Annotated in this window: 16 protein-coding genes; 8 read left to right on the forward strand and 8 right to left on the reverse strand. The window is 69.8% G+C overall.

The annotated features are described in order from the left end of the window. The first annotated feature begins 265 nt into the window (after positions 1–265). Both NAM01S_RS31345 and NAM01S_RS31350 read left to right on the forward strand, forming a co-directional pair. Positions 266–562: a hypothetical protein gene (locus tag NAM01S_RS31345; protein WP_067792364.1), complete on the forward strand. Its 297-nt coding sequence runs from the start codon at positions 266–268 to the stop codon at positions 560–562. Between the two features lie 106 nt (positions 563–668). Continuing rightward, positions 669–2,234 carry an FAD-binding oxidoreductase gene (locus NAM01S_RS31350; protein ID WP_084483460.1) on the forward strand — a complete coding sequence of 522 codons (1,566 nt, stop codon included), beginning with the start codon at positions 669–671 and terminating at the stop codon, positions 2,232–2,234. 52 nt (positions 2,235–2,286) lie between these two features. On the opposite strand, the gene NAM01S_RS31355 is transcribed toward NAM01S_RS31350, so the two are convergent. Beyond that, positions 2,287–3,102: a cyclase family protein gene (locus NAM01S_RS31355; RefSeq protein WP_067792367.1), complete on the reverse strand. Its 816-nt coding sequence runs from the start codon at positions 3,100–3,102 to the stop codon at positions 2,287–2,289. A 193-nt stretch (positions 3,103–3,295) separates the two neighbouring features. On the opposite strand from NAM01S_RS31355, the gene NAM01S_RS31360 reads away from it, so the two are divergent. Further along, positions 3,296–4,180, forward strand: a complete 885-nt coding sequence (locus NAM01S_RS31360; protein WP_067792455.1) for an ADP-ribosylglycohydrolase family protein — start codon at positions 3,296–3,298, stop codon at positions 4,178–4,180. A 95-nt stretch (positions 4,181–4,275) separates the two neighbouring features. Next, a complete protein-coding gene (locus NAM01S_RS31365; RefSeq protein ID WP_067792371.1) occupies positions 4,276–5,556 on the forward strand; it encodes a glycosyltransferase 87 family protein in 1,281 nt (426 codons plus the stop codon). Positions 5,557–5,680: 124 nt separating this feature from the next. Here the strand turns inward: NAM01S_RS31365 and NAM01S_RS31370 are convergent, their stop codons facing one another. Both NAM01S_RS31370 and NAM01S_RS31375 read right to left on the reverse strand, forming a co-directional pair. Further along, the gene (locus NAM01S_RS31370; RefSeq protein ID WP_067792373.1) at positions 5,681–6,574 is read right to left on the reverse strand and encodes a cutinase family protein; all 894 of its coding nucleotides are present in this window, start codon (positions 6,572–6,574) and stop codon (positions 5,681–5,683) included. Positions 6,575–6,854: 280 nt separating this feature from the next. Then, positions 6,855–8,291 carry an amidase gene (locus NAM01S_RS31375; RefSeq protein WP_067792375.1) on the reverse strand — a complete coding sequence of 479 codons (1,437 nt, stop codon included), beginning with the start codon at positions 8,289–8,291 and terminating at the stop codon, positions 6,855–6,857. A 130-nt stretch (positions 8,292–8,421) separates the two neighbouring features. On the opposite strand from NAM01S_RS31375, the gene NAM01S_RS31380 reads away from it, so the two are divergent. Continuing rightward, entirely contained in the window at positions 8,422–9,588 is a 1,167-nt protein-coding gene (locus NAM01S_RS31380) for a hypothetical protein (RefSeq protein WP_157107997.1), read from the forward strand. Here the strand turns inward: NAM01S_RS31380 and NAM01S_RS31385 are convergent. Continuing rightward, on the reverse strand, positions 9,528–10,175 hold the full coding sequence (locus NAM01S_RS31385; RefSeq protein ID WP_067792379.1) for a TetR/AcrR family transcriptional regulator: 648 nt from the start codon (positions 10,173–10,175) through the stop codon (positions 9,528–9,530). The genes NAM01S_RS31380 and NAM01S_RS31385 overlap by 61 nt on opposite strands. Further along, on the reverse strand, positions 10,172–10,852 hold the full coding sequence (locus NAM01S_RS31390) for an SGNH/GDSL hydrolase family protein (RefSeq protein WP_067792381.1): 681 nt from the start codon (positions 10,850–10,852) through the stop codon (positions 10,172–10,174). The genes NAM01S_RS31385 and NAM01S_RS31390 overlap by 4 nt, the downstream gene beginning before the upstream one ends. A 187-nt stretch (positions 10,853–11,039) precedes the next feature. Between NAM01S_RS31390 and NAM01S_RS31395 the strand changes: the two genes are divergently transcribed. Continuing rightward, entirely contained in the window at positions 11,040–11,327 is a 288-nt protein-coding gene (locus NAM01S_RS31395) for a hypothetical protein (protein ID WP_157108003.1), read from the forward strand. 18 nt (positions 11,328–11,345) lie between these two features. Here the strand turns inward: NAM01S_RS31395 and NAM01S_RS31400 are convergent, their stop codons facing one another. Together NAM01S_RS31400 and NAM01S_RS31405 are read right to left on the reverse strand one after the other, a co-directional pair. Continuing rightward, positions 11,346–11,891, reverse strand: a complete 546-nt coding sequence (locus tag NAM01S_RS31400; RefSeq protein WP_067792387.1) for a thioredoxin family protein — start codon at positions 11,889–11,891, stop codon at positions 11,346–11,348. 83 nt (positions 11,892–11,974) lie between these two features. Further along, complete coding sequence (locus NAM01S_RS31405; RefSeq protein ID WP_067792390.1) at positions 11,975–12,934, reverse strand: threonine/serine dehydratase; 960 nt, start codon at positions 12,932–12,934, stop codon at positions 11,975–11,977. 207 nt (positions 12,935–13,141) lie between these two features. Between NAM01S_RS31405 and NAM01S_RS35495 the strand changes: the two genes are divergently transcribed. Next, entirely contained in the window at positions 13,142–13,630 is a 489-nt protein-coding gene (locus NAM01S_RS35495; RefSeq protein ID WP_157107998.1) for a hypothetical protein, read from the forward strand. Between the two features lie 49 nt (positions 13,631–13,679). Here the strand turns inward: NAM01S_RS35495 and NAM01S_RS31420 are convergent, their stop codons facing one another. Next, a complete protein-coding gene (locus NAM01S_RS31420) occupies positions 13,680–14,153 on the reverse strand; it encodes a YiiD C-terminal domain-containing protein (protein ID WP_067792398.1) in 474 nt (157 codons plus the stop codon). 191 nt (positions 14,154–14,344) lie between these two features. Here NAM01S_RS31420 and NAM01S_RS31425 point away from each other — a divergent pair, with 191 nt between their 5' ends. Then, positions 14,345–15,070 carry a helix-turn-helix domain-containing protein gene (locus tag NAM01S_RS31425; protein WP_067792400.1) on the forward strand — a complete coding sequence of 242 codons (726 nt, stop codon included), beginning with the start codon at positions 14,345–14,347 and terminating at the stop codon, positions 15,068–15,070. The last annotated feature ends 51 nt before the right edge of the window (positions 15,071–15,121 follow it).

The raw sequence follows: 15,121 nt of genomic DNA on the forward strand, positions 1-15,121 counted from the left end.
ATTCACGATGCCTGGTAGCGGTCGACTCGTTGGGCCATCAGCCGCTGGGTTGTCATGCCGGCGGGACTGTGGATTCGAGGCACCTGGACCCCACCGGGCGTGGCTTCGCATGTGCGCGGGTTGGGGACTGTGTCATGCTTGCCCGATGAGATTGGGGGATGCCCTCGGGTTGACGAAATCGACTGATTTTCTGCCGAAGTACCATGGGGACGAGGGGGATACGCGGTACCCGTCGCCGCGCAAGTTGCGGTCGCTGGGTGCCACGTTGATCGACTTCGTCCTGCAGTTCGGCTCGATCGTCGCGATGGCGGTGCTGCTGGTGGTGGAAGTTCCGGAAGCGTTCAGGTATTCGGTGCTGCTGATACCGGTGGTCGTCGTCGGCGGGAACCGGATTCTGTTGCCGAAGTGGGTCCATGCGAGCGTCGGGGAGTTGATCTTCGGGCTGGTGGAGATTCGCGGTAGCGACGGTGCGTGGCCCGGCTGGCGCGATCTGTTGCGGGGACTTGGGGCGGGTCGTGACGGATTGCCCAACCTCGTGAACGTCCGCCGCTGCGATGTCTGAGCGCTTGCCAGGCAGATTGCCTGGAAGATGAACGGACCGGTCTCTTTGTCGGGAGACGTTTCGGGGATACCGTGGTGCCCTTACCGATCTTGACCTAGGGGTACACATGGCACTGTCGCGTCGGCGGTTCTTGGCTGCGTCGGCGGTCGGTGGCGCCGCGGCGGTGGTGGTGGCGCCGGCGGCGGGGGCGGACGAGTTGCGGGTGGTGGGGGCGGGGGATCTGGAGTATCTGCCGCTAGTTATGCGGGGGTACAACCGGCGGTTCGCGGCGCGGCCGGAGCAGATCTATGTGCCGAGTTCGGCCGAGCAGGTGCGCGTTGCGGTGGGGCGGGCGGTGGCGGCGGGTTCGCGGTTGGCGGTGCGGTCGGGTGGGCACTGTTTCGAGGATTTCGTGGACTCGGCGCAGACGCGCTCGATCATCGATCTCGGCCGGATGAATCAGGTGCGCTGGGACGAGACGCACCGGGCGTTCTCGGTGGACGCGGGCGCCGAGCTGGGTGCGGTGTACGAGGCGTTGCGGCGCTGGGGTGTGACGATTCCGGCGGGGATCTGCCTTGGGGTCGGGATGGGCGGGCATGTCAGTGGCGGCGGCTACGGGCCGCTGTCTCGGCGGCTCGGGCTGATGGCCGACTATCTGTGCGGGGTCGAGGTCGTCACGGTCGGCGCCGACGGCGAGGCCAGGGTGGTGCTGGCGACCAAGGACGGCCCGGACGCGGAGCTGTGGTGGGCGCACACCGGCGGCGGTGGCGGCAATTTCGGTGTGGTGACGCGCTTTCTGCTGCGCGCGCCATTGTCCGATGGGTCCGATCCGGCGACGGCGCTGCCGAAACCGCCCGGTGCGATGCTGAATTCGCGGGTGGTTCTGCCGCTGATGAGCGAGGCCGCGTTCGTGCGGCTGCTCGGGAACTACCTGGCGTTCTACGAGCGAAACAACGCGCCGGGCAATCGGTTCGCGGGACTGTACGCGCCGTTGAGCTTCCGGACGGTCGGCACCGGGTTCGCGCAGATGATCGTGCTGCTGGATGCCGATTCCGTCGACGCCCGAGCGCAATTCGACGAGTTCCTGGGCACGGTTCTGGATGGTGTGGACGCCGTCCCGGTCGTGCAGCCGGTCGCCCAGCTGTCGTATTCCGACACGGTGCAGCAGGTGTACTACCCGAAAGGTTCGCTGACGCCGCGGGTCAAGGTGAAGGCGGCTTACCTGAGGCGGGCGTATTCCGAGGATCAGCTGCGCGTGTTCTACCGGTACCTGACGAATCTCGCTGTGCTCGGCGAGACGGAGGTGGAATTCCTGCCCTTCGGCGGGGCCATCAATGCCGTCGCACCTGACGCCACTGCCATTTCCGCGCGGAATTCCTTCGCGCAGATGCTGATTCACGCCGCCTGGCGACTTCCCGAGGGCGACGACGCGCACCTGCGGTGGGCGCGCGAGCTGTTCCGCGAGGTGTATTCGGCGACCGGCGGCGTCCCGGTGCCCAACGCCGACAACGGCGGAAGCTACATCAACTACCCGGACCCTGATCTGGCGGACCCGCGCTGGAACACCTCCGGCGTGCCGTGGCACCGCTTCTACTACGGCGACAACTACCCGAAGTTGTTGCGTATCAAGCGGACTTGGGATCCGCGCGGGGTGTTCCAGCACGCGTTGTCGATCGGTCGACCGGACTGGTGAGACCGCCGATGTCCACCGTAAGACCAACCGCCACCACCGACGTCAAAGCACCTCACGTAAGCGCGATCACCCGACAAGGCCCACCGGTCCCGCCCACATGCTTCGGCGCCCCGACGATGACCGTCGCTCCCGAAGCAGGCGCCGCACCGAGATTCGCCAACATCTCCACCCCGTACCGCCCCGCGCCGAGAATCGCGGTGTGCGCGCCGTGATCTCGGCTGAGCGCGTGATCCAAGCTCAACGTGTCCACGCCCACGCCGACGACCCCGCACCGCTGCACCAGATACGCGGCCGCGTCGGGTGCGATGCCCGGTGCGTGCGGCACGCCGTTGGCGTCGAGATTGAGGAAGGCCGCGGCGTCGTGGATGTGGCGTTCGCAGCCGGAATACATTGCCACGAAGGCTCGTTCGGGCATGCGGCCGTGCCGGGACTGCCAGTTCTCGATGTCGTCGATGGTGAGCGCCGCGTCGGGGTCGCGTTCGGCCCGCGCGCTGATGTCGATGACCACCAGTGGCGCGACGAGATCCGTGACGGCGAGCGCGTCGGTGGTCGTGCCGCCCGGCACGCGATGCGCGGGTGCGTCCAGATGGGTGCCGGAGTGTTCCCAGAAGGCGAGCGCGTTCTGGCCGAATCCACCGAGGGCGTGCCAGGCCACGGGGATCGCCGTGAACGGCGGACTGCCGGGCCACGTCGGCAGGTGCGGGCCGAGGGCGTGGGTGAGGTCGAGAACGCCGCGTGCCGCCGGGATGGCGCGGGCGGGCGGCGCAGCGGCGGCGAAGGCGGCGAGTCCCGCGGCGGCGAAGAGCGCGCGGCGGCTGGGACGGGCGGCGTTCTCATGGGCCGACTGGATGATTTTCGGAGCACACATGTCAGTGGTTCCGGATCTGCGACATGGTGTTCCTGACTTCCGACGAGCGGCGGGCGCTCGCTGACGCGCGTGCTTGGCGGTGACCCGCCGTGGGGACCGGCAAAATCCGCCGATCCCGACCGAAGATAACCCGCTCCCGCCGTTACGACCTCCCAGCTTGGCGAATCTCACTGCGCTGGGCAGAATCGCGCGAATGATGGCCGACCGCCGTTCCCGCGCCGTCGCGTCGCTGCGGGGGCTCACCGTCGGCGACGCGTTCGGCGGCTGCTTCTTCGTCCCCGACAACTTGCCCGCGCTCGAAGCCCGCGCCTTGCCGCCGGAACCCTGGTGGTGGACCGACGACACCGAGATGGCGTGCTCGGTCGTCGCCGTCCTGGATCGCCACGGTCGCATCGACCAGGACGCGCTCGCGGCGTCCTTCGCCGAACACCATGACTTCGACCGCGGCTACGGTCCGAGCGCCAACCGCATGCTGCGCCTCATCCGGCAGAAGGGCGGCGACTGGCGCGAGCTGGCGACCGCGTCGTTCGGCGGAAAGGGCTCCTGGGGCAACGGCGCGGCCATGCGGGTCGCTCCGCTCGGTGCGTACTTCGCCGATGACCTGGACCGGGTGATCGCCGACGCGGCCGCCTCGGCCGAGATCACGCACGCCCATCCCGAGGGTGTCGCGGGCGCGATCGCGGTGGCGCTCGGCGCGGCCCTCACTTCTTTGCGCGGCGCGGCGCTGCTCGACGCCATCGCGGCGCGCACACCGCGGGGAGCGGTGCGCGACGGAATCACCTCGGCGCGCGGGCTGCTCGACGTCGGCCCGGCGGAGGCCGCGCGAGCACTCGGCAACGGTCGCGACGTCTCCGCCCCCGACACGGTGCCGTTCTGCCTGTGGATCGCCGCGCGCTTCGACGACTTCGCCGAGGCGTGCTGGGCCACCGCGAGCGCGGGCGGCGACGTGGACACGACATGCGCCATCGTCGGCGGCATTCTCGGCGCACGGGACGCGGTGATCCCGGACGAATGGGTGCGGCGCTGCGAGGAGCTGCCCGAGTGGTCCGGGATCACGCTCACCGGGTCCGCGCGGTGATCAGTTCGGTAGTTACCGGCGGGCAATCCGTCGCGCAGCGCCGAGCCAGCGCCACCCGTCGAACACCGGCGCGCAGGTCGGTATAGTCGCCGCGGATGAGTAGTTCCGCCGCCTGTGATGTGCCGATGTCGTCGACCCGCCGGTTCGGGCGTGTGGTCTGGCTTGTGCCTGCGCTACTCGTCGTGTTCACCTGGCTGTGTCTGACGCTGCCGCTCTGGCCGTTCAAGGAGATCACCGGCGGCTTCATCGACCTGCAGGTCTATCGTCTCGGCGTCGAAACGCTGCGCCACGGCGGCGACATGTACGGACAACTCCCGCAGACGACCATCGGCATCGGACTGCCCTTCATCTATCCGCCGTTCGCCGCCCTGGTGCTCGCGCCGTTCGCGCTGCTGCCCTGGGATGTCGCGGCGTTCGCCTTCTTCGTCACCTCGGTGGCCGCGCTGACGTTGACCTTGTACCTGGTCGCTCGGCGGGTATGGCCCGGCGAGAACGCGCGGCGGCTCGCGCTGTTCGCCACCGCCTGCGCGGCGCCGCTGGCACTGCTGCTGGAACCGACCAGGGCGACGCTGGACTTCGGCCAGGTCAACCTGCTGCTGATGGCGCTGGTCGCGGCCGACTGCCTGACCGAGAAGCCGAAGTGGCGGCGCGGCATGCTGATCGGCATCGCGGCGGCGATCAAGCTGACCCCTGCCGCGTTCGTCCTGTTCTTCCTGGTTCGCCGCGACTACAAGTCGGCGATCACCGCCGCCGTCACCGGCGCCGCCGCGACCGCGCTCAGCTTCCTCGTACTGCCGAGCACCTCGGTGAAGTACTGGTTCGGCGGCCTCGGCAATGTGGACGGCCTGAGCGGCTCGGCGTTCCACACCAACCAGTCGATCCAGGCGGTGCTCGCCCGGTTGCGGGTGCCCGAGCCCGTTTTCACCATCGTCTGGCTGGTGGTTGGCGCGGCCCTGCTCGCGCTGGTCGTGCTCGCGATGCGGCGGGCGGCCGATGCTCCCGCGCTCGCGTTGGCCATCAACGCGGTCTTCACCCTGCTCGTCTCGCCGATTTCCTGGTCGCACCACTGGATCTGGATCGCGCCCGCGCTGTTCGCCGTGATCGGCTACGCGATCCGGCTGCCGTGGCGGCGTGCGCTGGGCTGGTACGCGGTCGCCGTCGTCGTCGGCGCGGTGTTCGTCTACGGGCCGCAGAACTGGCTACCCAACGGCGAACAGCGCGAGTCGCTGTGGACGCCGTGGCAGCACGTGATCGGCAATACCTATGTGTGGCTGAGCGTGCTGTTGGTGATCCTGTTCCTGGCGACGTCCAGGCGCAAAGCGGCGGCGATAACCCCGGCGCAAGTCCGGCACGAAGTACCCCAGCCGGTTTCGTAATCGTTTGGCGCTGCCTACCGCCCGGTGTAGAGGAGCCGGGCGGGGCAGCCGCGACTGATTCAACGGGGTGATCCTGAGCCGCGGGTACTCGGTTCGATGAGAAAGCGCTGAGAATCGGACCGGCTCAGGCCAGCGAGGCCAGCCAATCGTGCATCCAGGACAGCGCCGTCTCGCCGCCGCCGACGGAGTAGCTGCCGTAGAGGGTGTGCGCCTCGGAGCGGTAGAACTCCTCGAGCTTTCTGCGGCGTTCTTCGTTGGCGGACTCCGAGAGCTGGTTCTGCAGCAGCGCGACCCCGCCGCGCGCCATCAGATCGTTGACGATGGTTCCGAATTCGAGCTGGTAGCGCCACATGTTGGCGAGGTCGGGGCTGGAGCTCTGGGCCAGGAAACCGGCGAACCTGGTGACGAAGTCGTCGGCGGCGGTGGCGCAGTAGAGGTCACCGACCGCGCAGATCGTGCGGGTCTGCGGTGCGACCCAACCGAATCCGCCCACCCGGGGACCGCCCGCGCCCGCGCCGCCGACCGGCGGGCCGACCAACGCGTCGGTGGGGGAGCGGCGCGGATCGGAGATGAGGCCGACCGCCGCGATCCGTTGCGGCGGAACCACGCCGAGGCCGGTGCCGATCTCGGCGGCCACGTCGCCCGCCGCGTCGGCGCCCTGGCTGTAACCGAGCAGCGCGAGCTTGGTCGCGCCGCACTGGCGCGCCATCGCGCCGAGCATGCCGCGGGCGTTGTCGACGGCTTCCTTCTTCGACGCGCCGTACACGTCGCCCTCCCACGGGAAGGCGGTCGCCGCGTAGCTGACATAGTCCACGCGCACCGAGGACGGAAGGCCGTCGGTCACTCCGGCGAGCATGCCGGGACCGGGCCGGTGCTCGTCGCTCTCCCATGTCCCCGGAATCGCCACGACGTACATGCTCGGGCAGCCGGGATCGGCCTGCGCCCCGCCGCCGACGGAAATGGTGGACAACGCCATCGCCGAGATGCCGATGACCGCACGAAGAAGTGTGGATCGCATGGTGCCGCTCCCCTTGCTGCACGCCCCGCCCGGGGCTTTCCCCTGACTGATCCGCCCCGCGGACGACCCCGGCGGGACGGAGTTCGGCCGAAGCCGCACACGGTCGGGGCGGAGATGCGCCCTGCCTGCGGGAGGTCCGGTAGGTGGCTTTGAGACCAAAGGGTCTCAGATGCATGCGAGGGTAGCGCAGACGTGCGACGGCCCACAATCGCCGCCAATTGTGATTCAAATCACCGATCGGTCGGCGATTTCCTGGTTTCGGCCGTGGCGCTCGCTCTCATCAGCGAATTCGCGCGACGACTTCCGCTTCTTCCGGCCAGCGCTGCGCCCACGGCCGCGCCTTTTCGAGTTGTGCTGCGACGCGCAGGATTTCGAGTTCGCCGTCGGGACGGCCGACCAGCTGGACGCTGAGGGGCAGTCCGGAATCCGACCACCCCGCGGGGATCGCGGCAGCCGGATTGCCGCACACGTTCCACATCGCGGTGTAGGCGGTCATCGGCATGCTGCGCAGGATCGCGTGCAGCGCGCCCGCGCCGTCCAGCCTGCCGACCGGCGGCGGCAGGTGCGGCAAGGTCGGGGTGAGGACCAAGTCGTAGCGTTCGAAAACGCGGTGGACGCGGGATGCGACCCGTTCGCCGTGCCGTTCCGCCCAGCGCAGCACCGGTTCGGGCGCGAGCACACGCGCGGTGGCCGCGAGCGTGCGGGTACGGCGCTCGAGCAGGTCGGGTCGGTCGACGCGATCGGCCTCCTCTCGGATGCCGCCGAGAAACTGCGGGAAGAACGCGGACGTGGCGTCGGGATAGTCGAGTTCGAATTTCTCGACGTGGTGGCCGAGTTCGGTCAACGCGTCGGCCATCGAGCGGACCGCGCCGGCGCACTCGGGGTCGAGGCGGGTCAAAGGGACGGCGGATCGCACGGAGACGGCGATCCGCAACGGCGTCGCGGGAGCGGCCTCGGAGAACGCGATCGTCGGTGCCGGCGCGTGCCAGCGATCTCCGGCGACGCTACCGCTGATGACGTCGTAGAGCAGTGCGCTGTCGGCGACCGACCTGGTCAGCACACCGAGCGTGCCGAGCGCGCGCCACAGGTCACCGTTGGGCGCGGTGCTGACCCGCCCGCGCTGCGGCTTCAAACCGAACAGGCCGCAGCAGGCCGCCGGAATTCGGATCGACCCGCCGCCGTCGCCGCCGGTGGCCGCGGCCACCACGCCCGCCGCGACCGCCGCCGCCGAACCGCCGCTGGAGCCGCCCGTGCTGCGGGTGAGGTCCCATGGATTGCGTGTGTAACCGTGCGCCGCGGATTCGGTGAACGGCCAAGTGCCGAACTCCGGCATCGCGGTCTTGCCGACGATGATCGCGCCCGCCGCACGGAGCCGCCGCACGATCTCCGAGTCTGCCGCGGCGGGCGTGGTCACCGCGGCGCCGCCATAGGTGGTGCGGACGCCCGCGACGTCGACCTCGTCCTTGATCGCGATCGGCACGCCGTGCAGCGGGCCGAGTGCGCGCCCGGCGGCCTGTGCTTCGTCGCGAATCCTGGCCTCGGCCAACGCCTCCTCGGCGAGCACGGTGACGAAGGCGTTGAGCCGCGGCTGCACGCGGTCGATGTGCGCGAGGGTCTGCTCGGTGAGTTCGAGCGCCGAGATGCGGCCGTTGCGGATGGCCTCGGCCTGGCCGAGCACTCCGGTGTACCGCGGTCGGTCGCCGGGTTGCTCGTTCATCGGGTTCCCTCTCGTGGGGCCGGTGCGTTCACGTGGACGCACGTTCAGTTGTCCGATTACATGCCGCGCCGTAGGACGTGTCAAGGGTGGTGCGGGGCATCGGCGCCGTTCGCGGGTGATACTGGCGCGCGTGAACATGATCGCCGTGCTGCGCCGCGTGCTCGCGGTCGTCGCTGTCGTTGGTTCCGCCGCCGCGCCGCTGGCGCCGCCGCCACCCGCGCAGGCCGGGCCGTTGACGGACTGCGGGTGGAGCAGACGGATCGGCGCCGACACGCTGAACGTCGCACTGCCCGACACCTTCGCCAACTACTGGATGGCCGCTGTCCCCGCGCTGCCCGCCGAAGGCCTCACCCTGCGCGGCCGATACCCGCACGGCCGGTACATCTCGTTCACCAGCTACCAGGGTTCGCGCACCTTGGACGGCTTGGACGATCTGCGCATCGATCCGGATCCGGGCAGCGTCAACCCGTTCCAGCCGGGGGCGGACCGCGCCGCGACCGAACGCTCGTTCACCGTGCGGGTGCTGCCGGGCCCCCGACCCGAGCGGCCCGCGCCGAACACCCTCTACGCGGACCCAGGGTTGGCGCTGATCATCTACCGGGTCTACCGCACCGACGAGGGGCGTGATCCGCTCGGCGGCGAGCCGTTGCCGGAGATCACCGTGCACGGAACAGGCGGCCCGCGCGTGCTTCCGGCATGCACGGCGGATCAGGGGGCGGCGGACACGTCCGCCGCGCGCCTGTCCAGCGGTCAGCGGCTGCCCGCGAACATGCCGGGCCCGGACTACCGCGTGTGGTCCAAGACGAGCGGCGACGGCGTCTTCGCCAACCCGGACAACACCTATCTCGCCTCGCACGTCGCACCGCGAGCGGGACAGGTCGCGGTCGTCCGCGCCGGGTTGCCGACCACTCCCGCGACCTACCGCGGCGAGACCACCATGGCGCCCGCGCAACTGCGGTACTGGTCGATGTGCTCGAACGAGCTTGCCACCACCCGTGTTTCGGCCTGCGTCGTCGACGACGAGACGCCGGTCGACGAGCGTGGCTGGTTCACCGTCGTGGTGTCCGACCCCGCCGACCGGCCCGCGAACGCGACCCGTGAGTGCGGCGTCGCATGGTTGCCAACGACCGGACCCACCACCACGCTGCTGATGCGGAACATGCTGCCGGACAAGGATTTCGCGCAGGCGATCCAGCGCGCGCCGCAGGACGATCCGGCCGCGGGGATGGGGGATCACTACCCGCGCACCGAGTTGCGTACGACCGCCGAGTTCGAGGGGATCGGCTGCGGGCACTGAATGAGCAGATGATCGAGCACCCGCCACACCATCGACGCCACATCCGAATCACCAAGGCGCAGCGCCGTATTCGCCGCGAGCAACACCGCATCGAGCTGAAAGGCCGCGAGTTCGGAATCGATCTCGCTGATCTCGCCGTCCGTGACCGCATGCCGGAATTGCGCCGCGAGGGTGGCGCGCCAGTCGCGTTGGTCGCGCAACAGCGCCTCGCGGACCGGCCCAGGGCGACTGTCGAATTCGGTCATGACGGCCGCGCGGAAACAGCCCCCCGCGAACAGCGGCTCCTCGGCGTAGTCGAGCCAATGCGCTACGAGCGCGCGCAGCCGAGGGACTCCGCGCGGTTCGCCGCGCGCGGGTTCGACGACGGCGGCGACGAAGAGTTCGCGCGCGTGGTCGATGGCCGCCAGTTGCAGCGTCTCCTTCGATTTGAACAGCGTCTGCACCCCGGCCTTGCTCATGCCGGTGTCGGCGGCCAGGCGGCCGAAGCTGAGGCCGTCGAGGCCGTCGAGGGAGGCGAGGTCGACGGCTCGGCGCAGCACCACACCGCGGGTGCGCGCCCCGCGCAGCAGTCGCTTGTCGGTGGTCATGACGGGACCCGCTGACCGAGGCGATGGGCGAGCTGCTTGACCGCCTCGGCGGCGAGCACCGCCTGTCCGTTGGCGGCGAAGTGGATGCGGTCGGCGCTGAGCAGATCGGCGCGGTCGTTGACCGGGTGATCCCACATGTCGACGACCACCGCGCGGTCCTCGCCTGCCAGCCGGCGGGTGATCGCGTTGACGGTGCGGACCCGGTCGGTCCAGTCCGCGAACGCGGGCACCCGATACGCGCGGCCGAGCGTGAAGGTGGTCAGCTGGGCGCCGGTCGCCGCGGCGCGGCGGTACAGCTCGCGCAGGTGCCGCTCGATCAGCGCGTAGTCGGGTGTGCGGCGGACGATGTCGTTGGCGCCGCACGGCAGGTGCAGCAGGTCGGGGGCGAAATCGATCATGCGATCCAGCTGGTCGAAGGTCTGTTCGGTCGTCGCGCCGTCGACCGCGATATTGAGGTACGCCAAGTCGGGCGCGACCCGGCGCAGCGCGTCGGCGACGCGGTCGGCCCATGGCAGGCTGGCGTATCCGGCGCGCGGGTCGCCGGTGCCCGCGGAGAGGCTGTCGCCGATCACCCCGAAGCGTCGCCATGGCGCGTCGAACAGAAGGGCTGCGGATTCCAGAGCGGACAGGCAGTACGGGTCCGTCTCTTCGGTGCTGAAGTGGTCTGCGATGGTCACCAACTAAACATACGGCCGACCGTATACTTGGATCAAGAGGCGTCGTTGGCCGGAATTCTCGATTTCGGACCGGTCGTTATGATTCGCGAAACACGCTGCACCCCAATGTTTCCGGGCGAATCGCGGTAAGATCACGGCGGCGTTCTCGAACCGTCGCCGACATCAGAAGAGGGGTACGGCTGTGAGCATGATTCTCGCTACGGCACATGACATGTACGGCACAGTGTTGGCCCAGGTCGGGAACCCGACCCCCGAGGCCCCGCCCATCTCGGACAAGATCCTGCAAATGGTTCGCTACCTCACCTGGTTCGTGCTGCTCTCGGGAATCGCCGCCATCACCTACGCGGGCGGCCGGTTCGCCTGGGAGAAGTGGACCGGCGGCGGCCTCCAGTCGCCGAAGATGGTGGCCGGAGCCATGCTCGGTGGGGCCGTCGCGACCAGCGCGGGCACGATCATGAACGCGGTCGTCGGCTGAGGCCGAGTTCGGCGCGGCTCAGGCGGCGCGCCACTTGATGGAGCAGCCCATGCTCGGTCGCTGCGGCTCCGGCGCTGGCTTGCCCGCGCGCACCGCGGCGAGTGCGGCGCGCAGTTCGGAGCCGGTGACGGGTTTGCGGTTGCCAGGGGTGGATTCGTCGAACGCGCCGCGATAGGCCAGCAGGAGACGCGCGTCGTAGAGGAAGAAGTCCGGGGTGCATGCCGCGCCGAAAACGCGGCCGACCGACTGGGTTTCGTCGATGAGGTACGGGAACGTCCACCCGGCTCGTTCCGCTTGTGCGCGAAGCCCTTCCGGCTTGTCGTCCGGGTAGGCGTCGGCGTCGTTGGTGCAGATCGCCACGGCGGGCACGCCCGAGTCGCCGATCACCGCGCCGAGTTCTTTCTCGATGTGCTTCACATACGGGCAGTGGTTGCATGCGAAGACGACCAGCAGTCCGGGACCGTTCGCGTAATCGGACAGGCGGTGGGTCCGGCCGTCCAGATCGGGCAGTGCGAAGTCGGGCGCGGGCGTGCCCAGCGGGACCATCAGGGATTCGAGTGCCATAGCTGCCTCCGTCCGGTTCCCCTACGAGGGTAACGGGGTCGCGGAGCCCACGGGCGTAGTCGGACGGGCGTACCGGGAGCGTCTCACTTCGTCAGATCGGCGGGATCGGTGTTGGCGCCGCACAGCACGACGCACACCCGCTCACCGGGCGCGGGACGGTACGCACCGGAGGTCAGCGCGGCCATGGCCGTCGCGGCGGCGTGTTCGACCGCCAAGCGATGCTCGGCCCAGAGCGCCCTGCGGGTCGCGACGATCTCCTCGTCGGAGACGAGCACCGATACCGAGTCCGCCGCGTGGGCCGCGACGAGAGCCAGCTCCGTCACCCGACGCGCGCCGAGCGCGTCGGCGGCCACCGAGTCGACCGCGACGTCGACGGGTGCGCCCGCCGCCAGCGCGGCGTGCAACGCACGGCAGTTCCGCGGTTCCACCGCGACCACTCGGACGCCGAAATGCGCCGCCGCGGTCGCGATCCCGGCGAACAAACCGCCGCCGCCCACCGCAACGACGACGGTATCCAGCTGAGGCAGCTGTCGATGAATCTCGATCAGCAAGGTCCCCGCGCCCGCGGCGATGAGCGGGTTGTCGTAGGCGTGCGAGAGCAGCGCGCCGCTGGACTCGGCGAAGGCGTGGCAGGCCGCGAGCGCGTCGGCGTACTGCTCGCCGACCAGCCGGACGTCCGCGCCGTAGCCGCGCAGCTTGTCGATCTTCACCGTGGGCGCGGTGGCGGGCAGGAAGACCGTCGCGGGCACCCGCTGGCTGCGCGCCGCCCACGCGCAGGCCATACCCGCGTTGCCACCGGAGGCGATGGTGACGCCGGAGTCGGGCAGGCTGCCCGCCTCGCGATGCGTCTGGAGGAAGTTCTGCGCGCCTCTTGCCTTGAAGGTGCCCGTGTGCTGGAGGAATTCGAGTGCCAGCCAGATGTCGGGTGACCCGTCGTCCGGCGCGTCGGCGGGCGCGATCGCGATGGGTCGGACGCGGCCCGCGATGCGCTCGGCGGCCGCCTCGATGTCGTCGTAACCGAGTTTCGTCGGGTTCGGTTCCATCGGGCTCCTCCGGTGTCGTCGTGCGCGCGAAGGCGATCATAGTCAGCCGCGCGCGGCGCGAATTCCGCTCGCCGAACGCGCAATTTGCCGACCAATTGCGCGAATACGGCGCGGATTACCGGTCAGCCGGGGGAGGAGGTGTCATGCTCTGTTTCGTTCGCTGATCCGACCCGCTGCCGAGCGCACGGGATGAAGAGAGGTCGATCCGTGAAATCGAGTTGGATGGCGGTGCCAGCGCTGTTGGCCGTCGCGGTATCGGGTTGTTCCGGTGACACTTCGGCCAATACCGCGACTACCTCGACCGCGACACCGGCGAAAGCAGCGGGTACGACGACCGCCGCCGCACCGAAAAACGGCGATTCCGCGGGCGGCGTGGACATACCGCTCGGGGAGACGAAATCGGTGCCCATTCCCGCAGACGCGATCATGGAAATCAAGGTTCCTGCGGAATGGGGGGCTGCCGTCGACAGCGTGCGCTGCGCGGTAACCGACAGCAATGGTCGAAACGAGGATCTGCGTTCGTCGGAGCCGAAGAAACAGGAGGTGATCGCGGGCGCGCAGTGGATCACGCTGTGGACGTTCTCCTCGCCGCCCGCCACCGAAGTCACCGTCGGCTGCGTGGACGCGGACAACGCGGTCACCGCCGCCGAGCTGCGCTACATCCGCGTCGTCCCGCGCGGACTCGCGCCGAGCTGAGCCCACGGCCGGGACTGTTCGCTCCGGCCGTGCGCGGGCGCCGCTCCGGCTACTTGCCGTGGGCGCGCAGCTGATAGAGGCCCTTGGTCACCGCGACCGTCTTGCCGTCGGCATCGGTGACGACCGCCTCCAGCGTGAAGTCCGACTTTCCGCGCTCGGCCGCCTCCGCCTCGATCCGCGCGATCTCCTCCTCCGGCAACGTGGCCTCGGCGCGCAGCTGCGATTTCGCCATGCCGACGAACTTGATCTCGAAGCCCTTCACCAGCGGGTAGTAGGCGGAATTGTCGAACGTGGCCACGGCGATCGCGCCGCCGAGCACCTCCGCCACGGTGAACTGGACGCCCGCGTAGATCACCCCGAAGTGATTGCCGTTGCCCTCCAGCGGCACCGTCGTCGCGGCGAATCCGCGGCGCACCTCGACCGCTTGGACGCCCATCTTGGCTGCCGCCGGGATGGTGAACTCCAGGGCGCCGTTGATGATATCGACGAACGGAGGGGCGTCGTCGGTGCTGTTGTCGGTCATGCGGACCGATTCCTTTCGCGCGTGCGGTCCGGCGTGCCGTCGGCACACGGCGTCCGCGCTTGTCCGCCGCGGACTTCGTCGTCCTAGAGTCACCGGTCCCGCCCTCGGCGAGGGCGGGTGCCATCAGATTAGGAAACGGGCGGTGCGCCGCGCAATCGCGGTTGTCGGTGGCGCTGAGTAGCCTCGGGATCGTGGGCGACGACGGATATCGCGAGGGCCCGTCCCGACTGGACGGCGCGGTGCTGTGGACGCGCACCGTGACCCGCACCGAGGAACCGCTGCCGGTGCTGCCGGACGGCTGTATGGATCTGCTGTGGCGGGACGGAGCGCTGTTCGTCGCGGGTCCGGACACCACCGCGCATCCCGCGGGCAGTCCGAAGCCCGCGCGATACACGGGCTTGCGGTTCTTTCCCGGCACGGCGCCCGCGCTGCTCGGCGTGCCCGCGCACGAATTGCGGGACCAGCGCGTCGAATTGGCGAATCTGTGGCCCGCGGCGACCGTGCGGGAGCTCGCGGGCCGGGTCTCGGATGCGCCCGATCGGGCCGCCGCGCTCGAGTCCATCGCGCTGCGCCGCGCGGCCGAGGTCGAGCCACCCGACCCGCTGCTGCGCCGCGTCGTCGCGGCACTGCGTGCGGGCCGATCGGTCGCCGCGACCGCCGATGCCGCGGGCGTGGGAGCTCGTCTGCTGCACCGCCGTTCGCTGGCTGCCTTCGGCTACGGCCCCAAGACCCTGGCCCGCATCCTGCGGCTCCAGCGCGCGCTGGCCGACGTCCACGCGGGCACGCCGCCCGCCGATGTCGCGATCGCGGCCGGGTACGCGGACCAGGCGCACCTGTCACGCGATATGCGGGAGTTGGCGGGCATGACGCTGACCGAGTGGACCGCCCGCCGCGGGCGTGATCGAGCCTCTGCCTGATCCGCTGCCGTGCGCCGGTTTCGGTCGACGCGGGCCGTCGCGTAGCGGGTC

Origin of the sequence: Nocardia amikacinitolerans NBRC 108937 (assembly GCF_001612615.1) — a bacterium.
Taxonomy (GTDB): Bacteria; Actinomycetota; Actinomycetes; order Mycobacteriales; family Mycobacteriaceae; genus Nocardia; species Nocardia amikacinitolerans.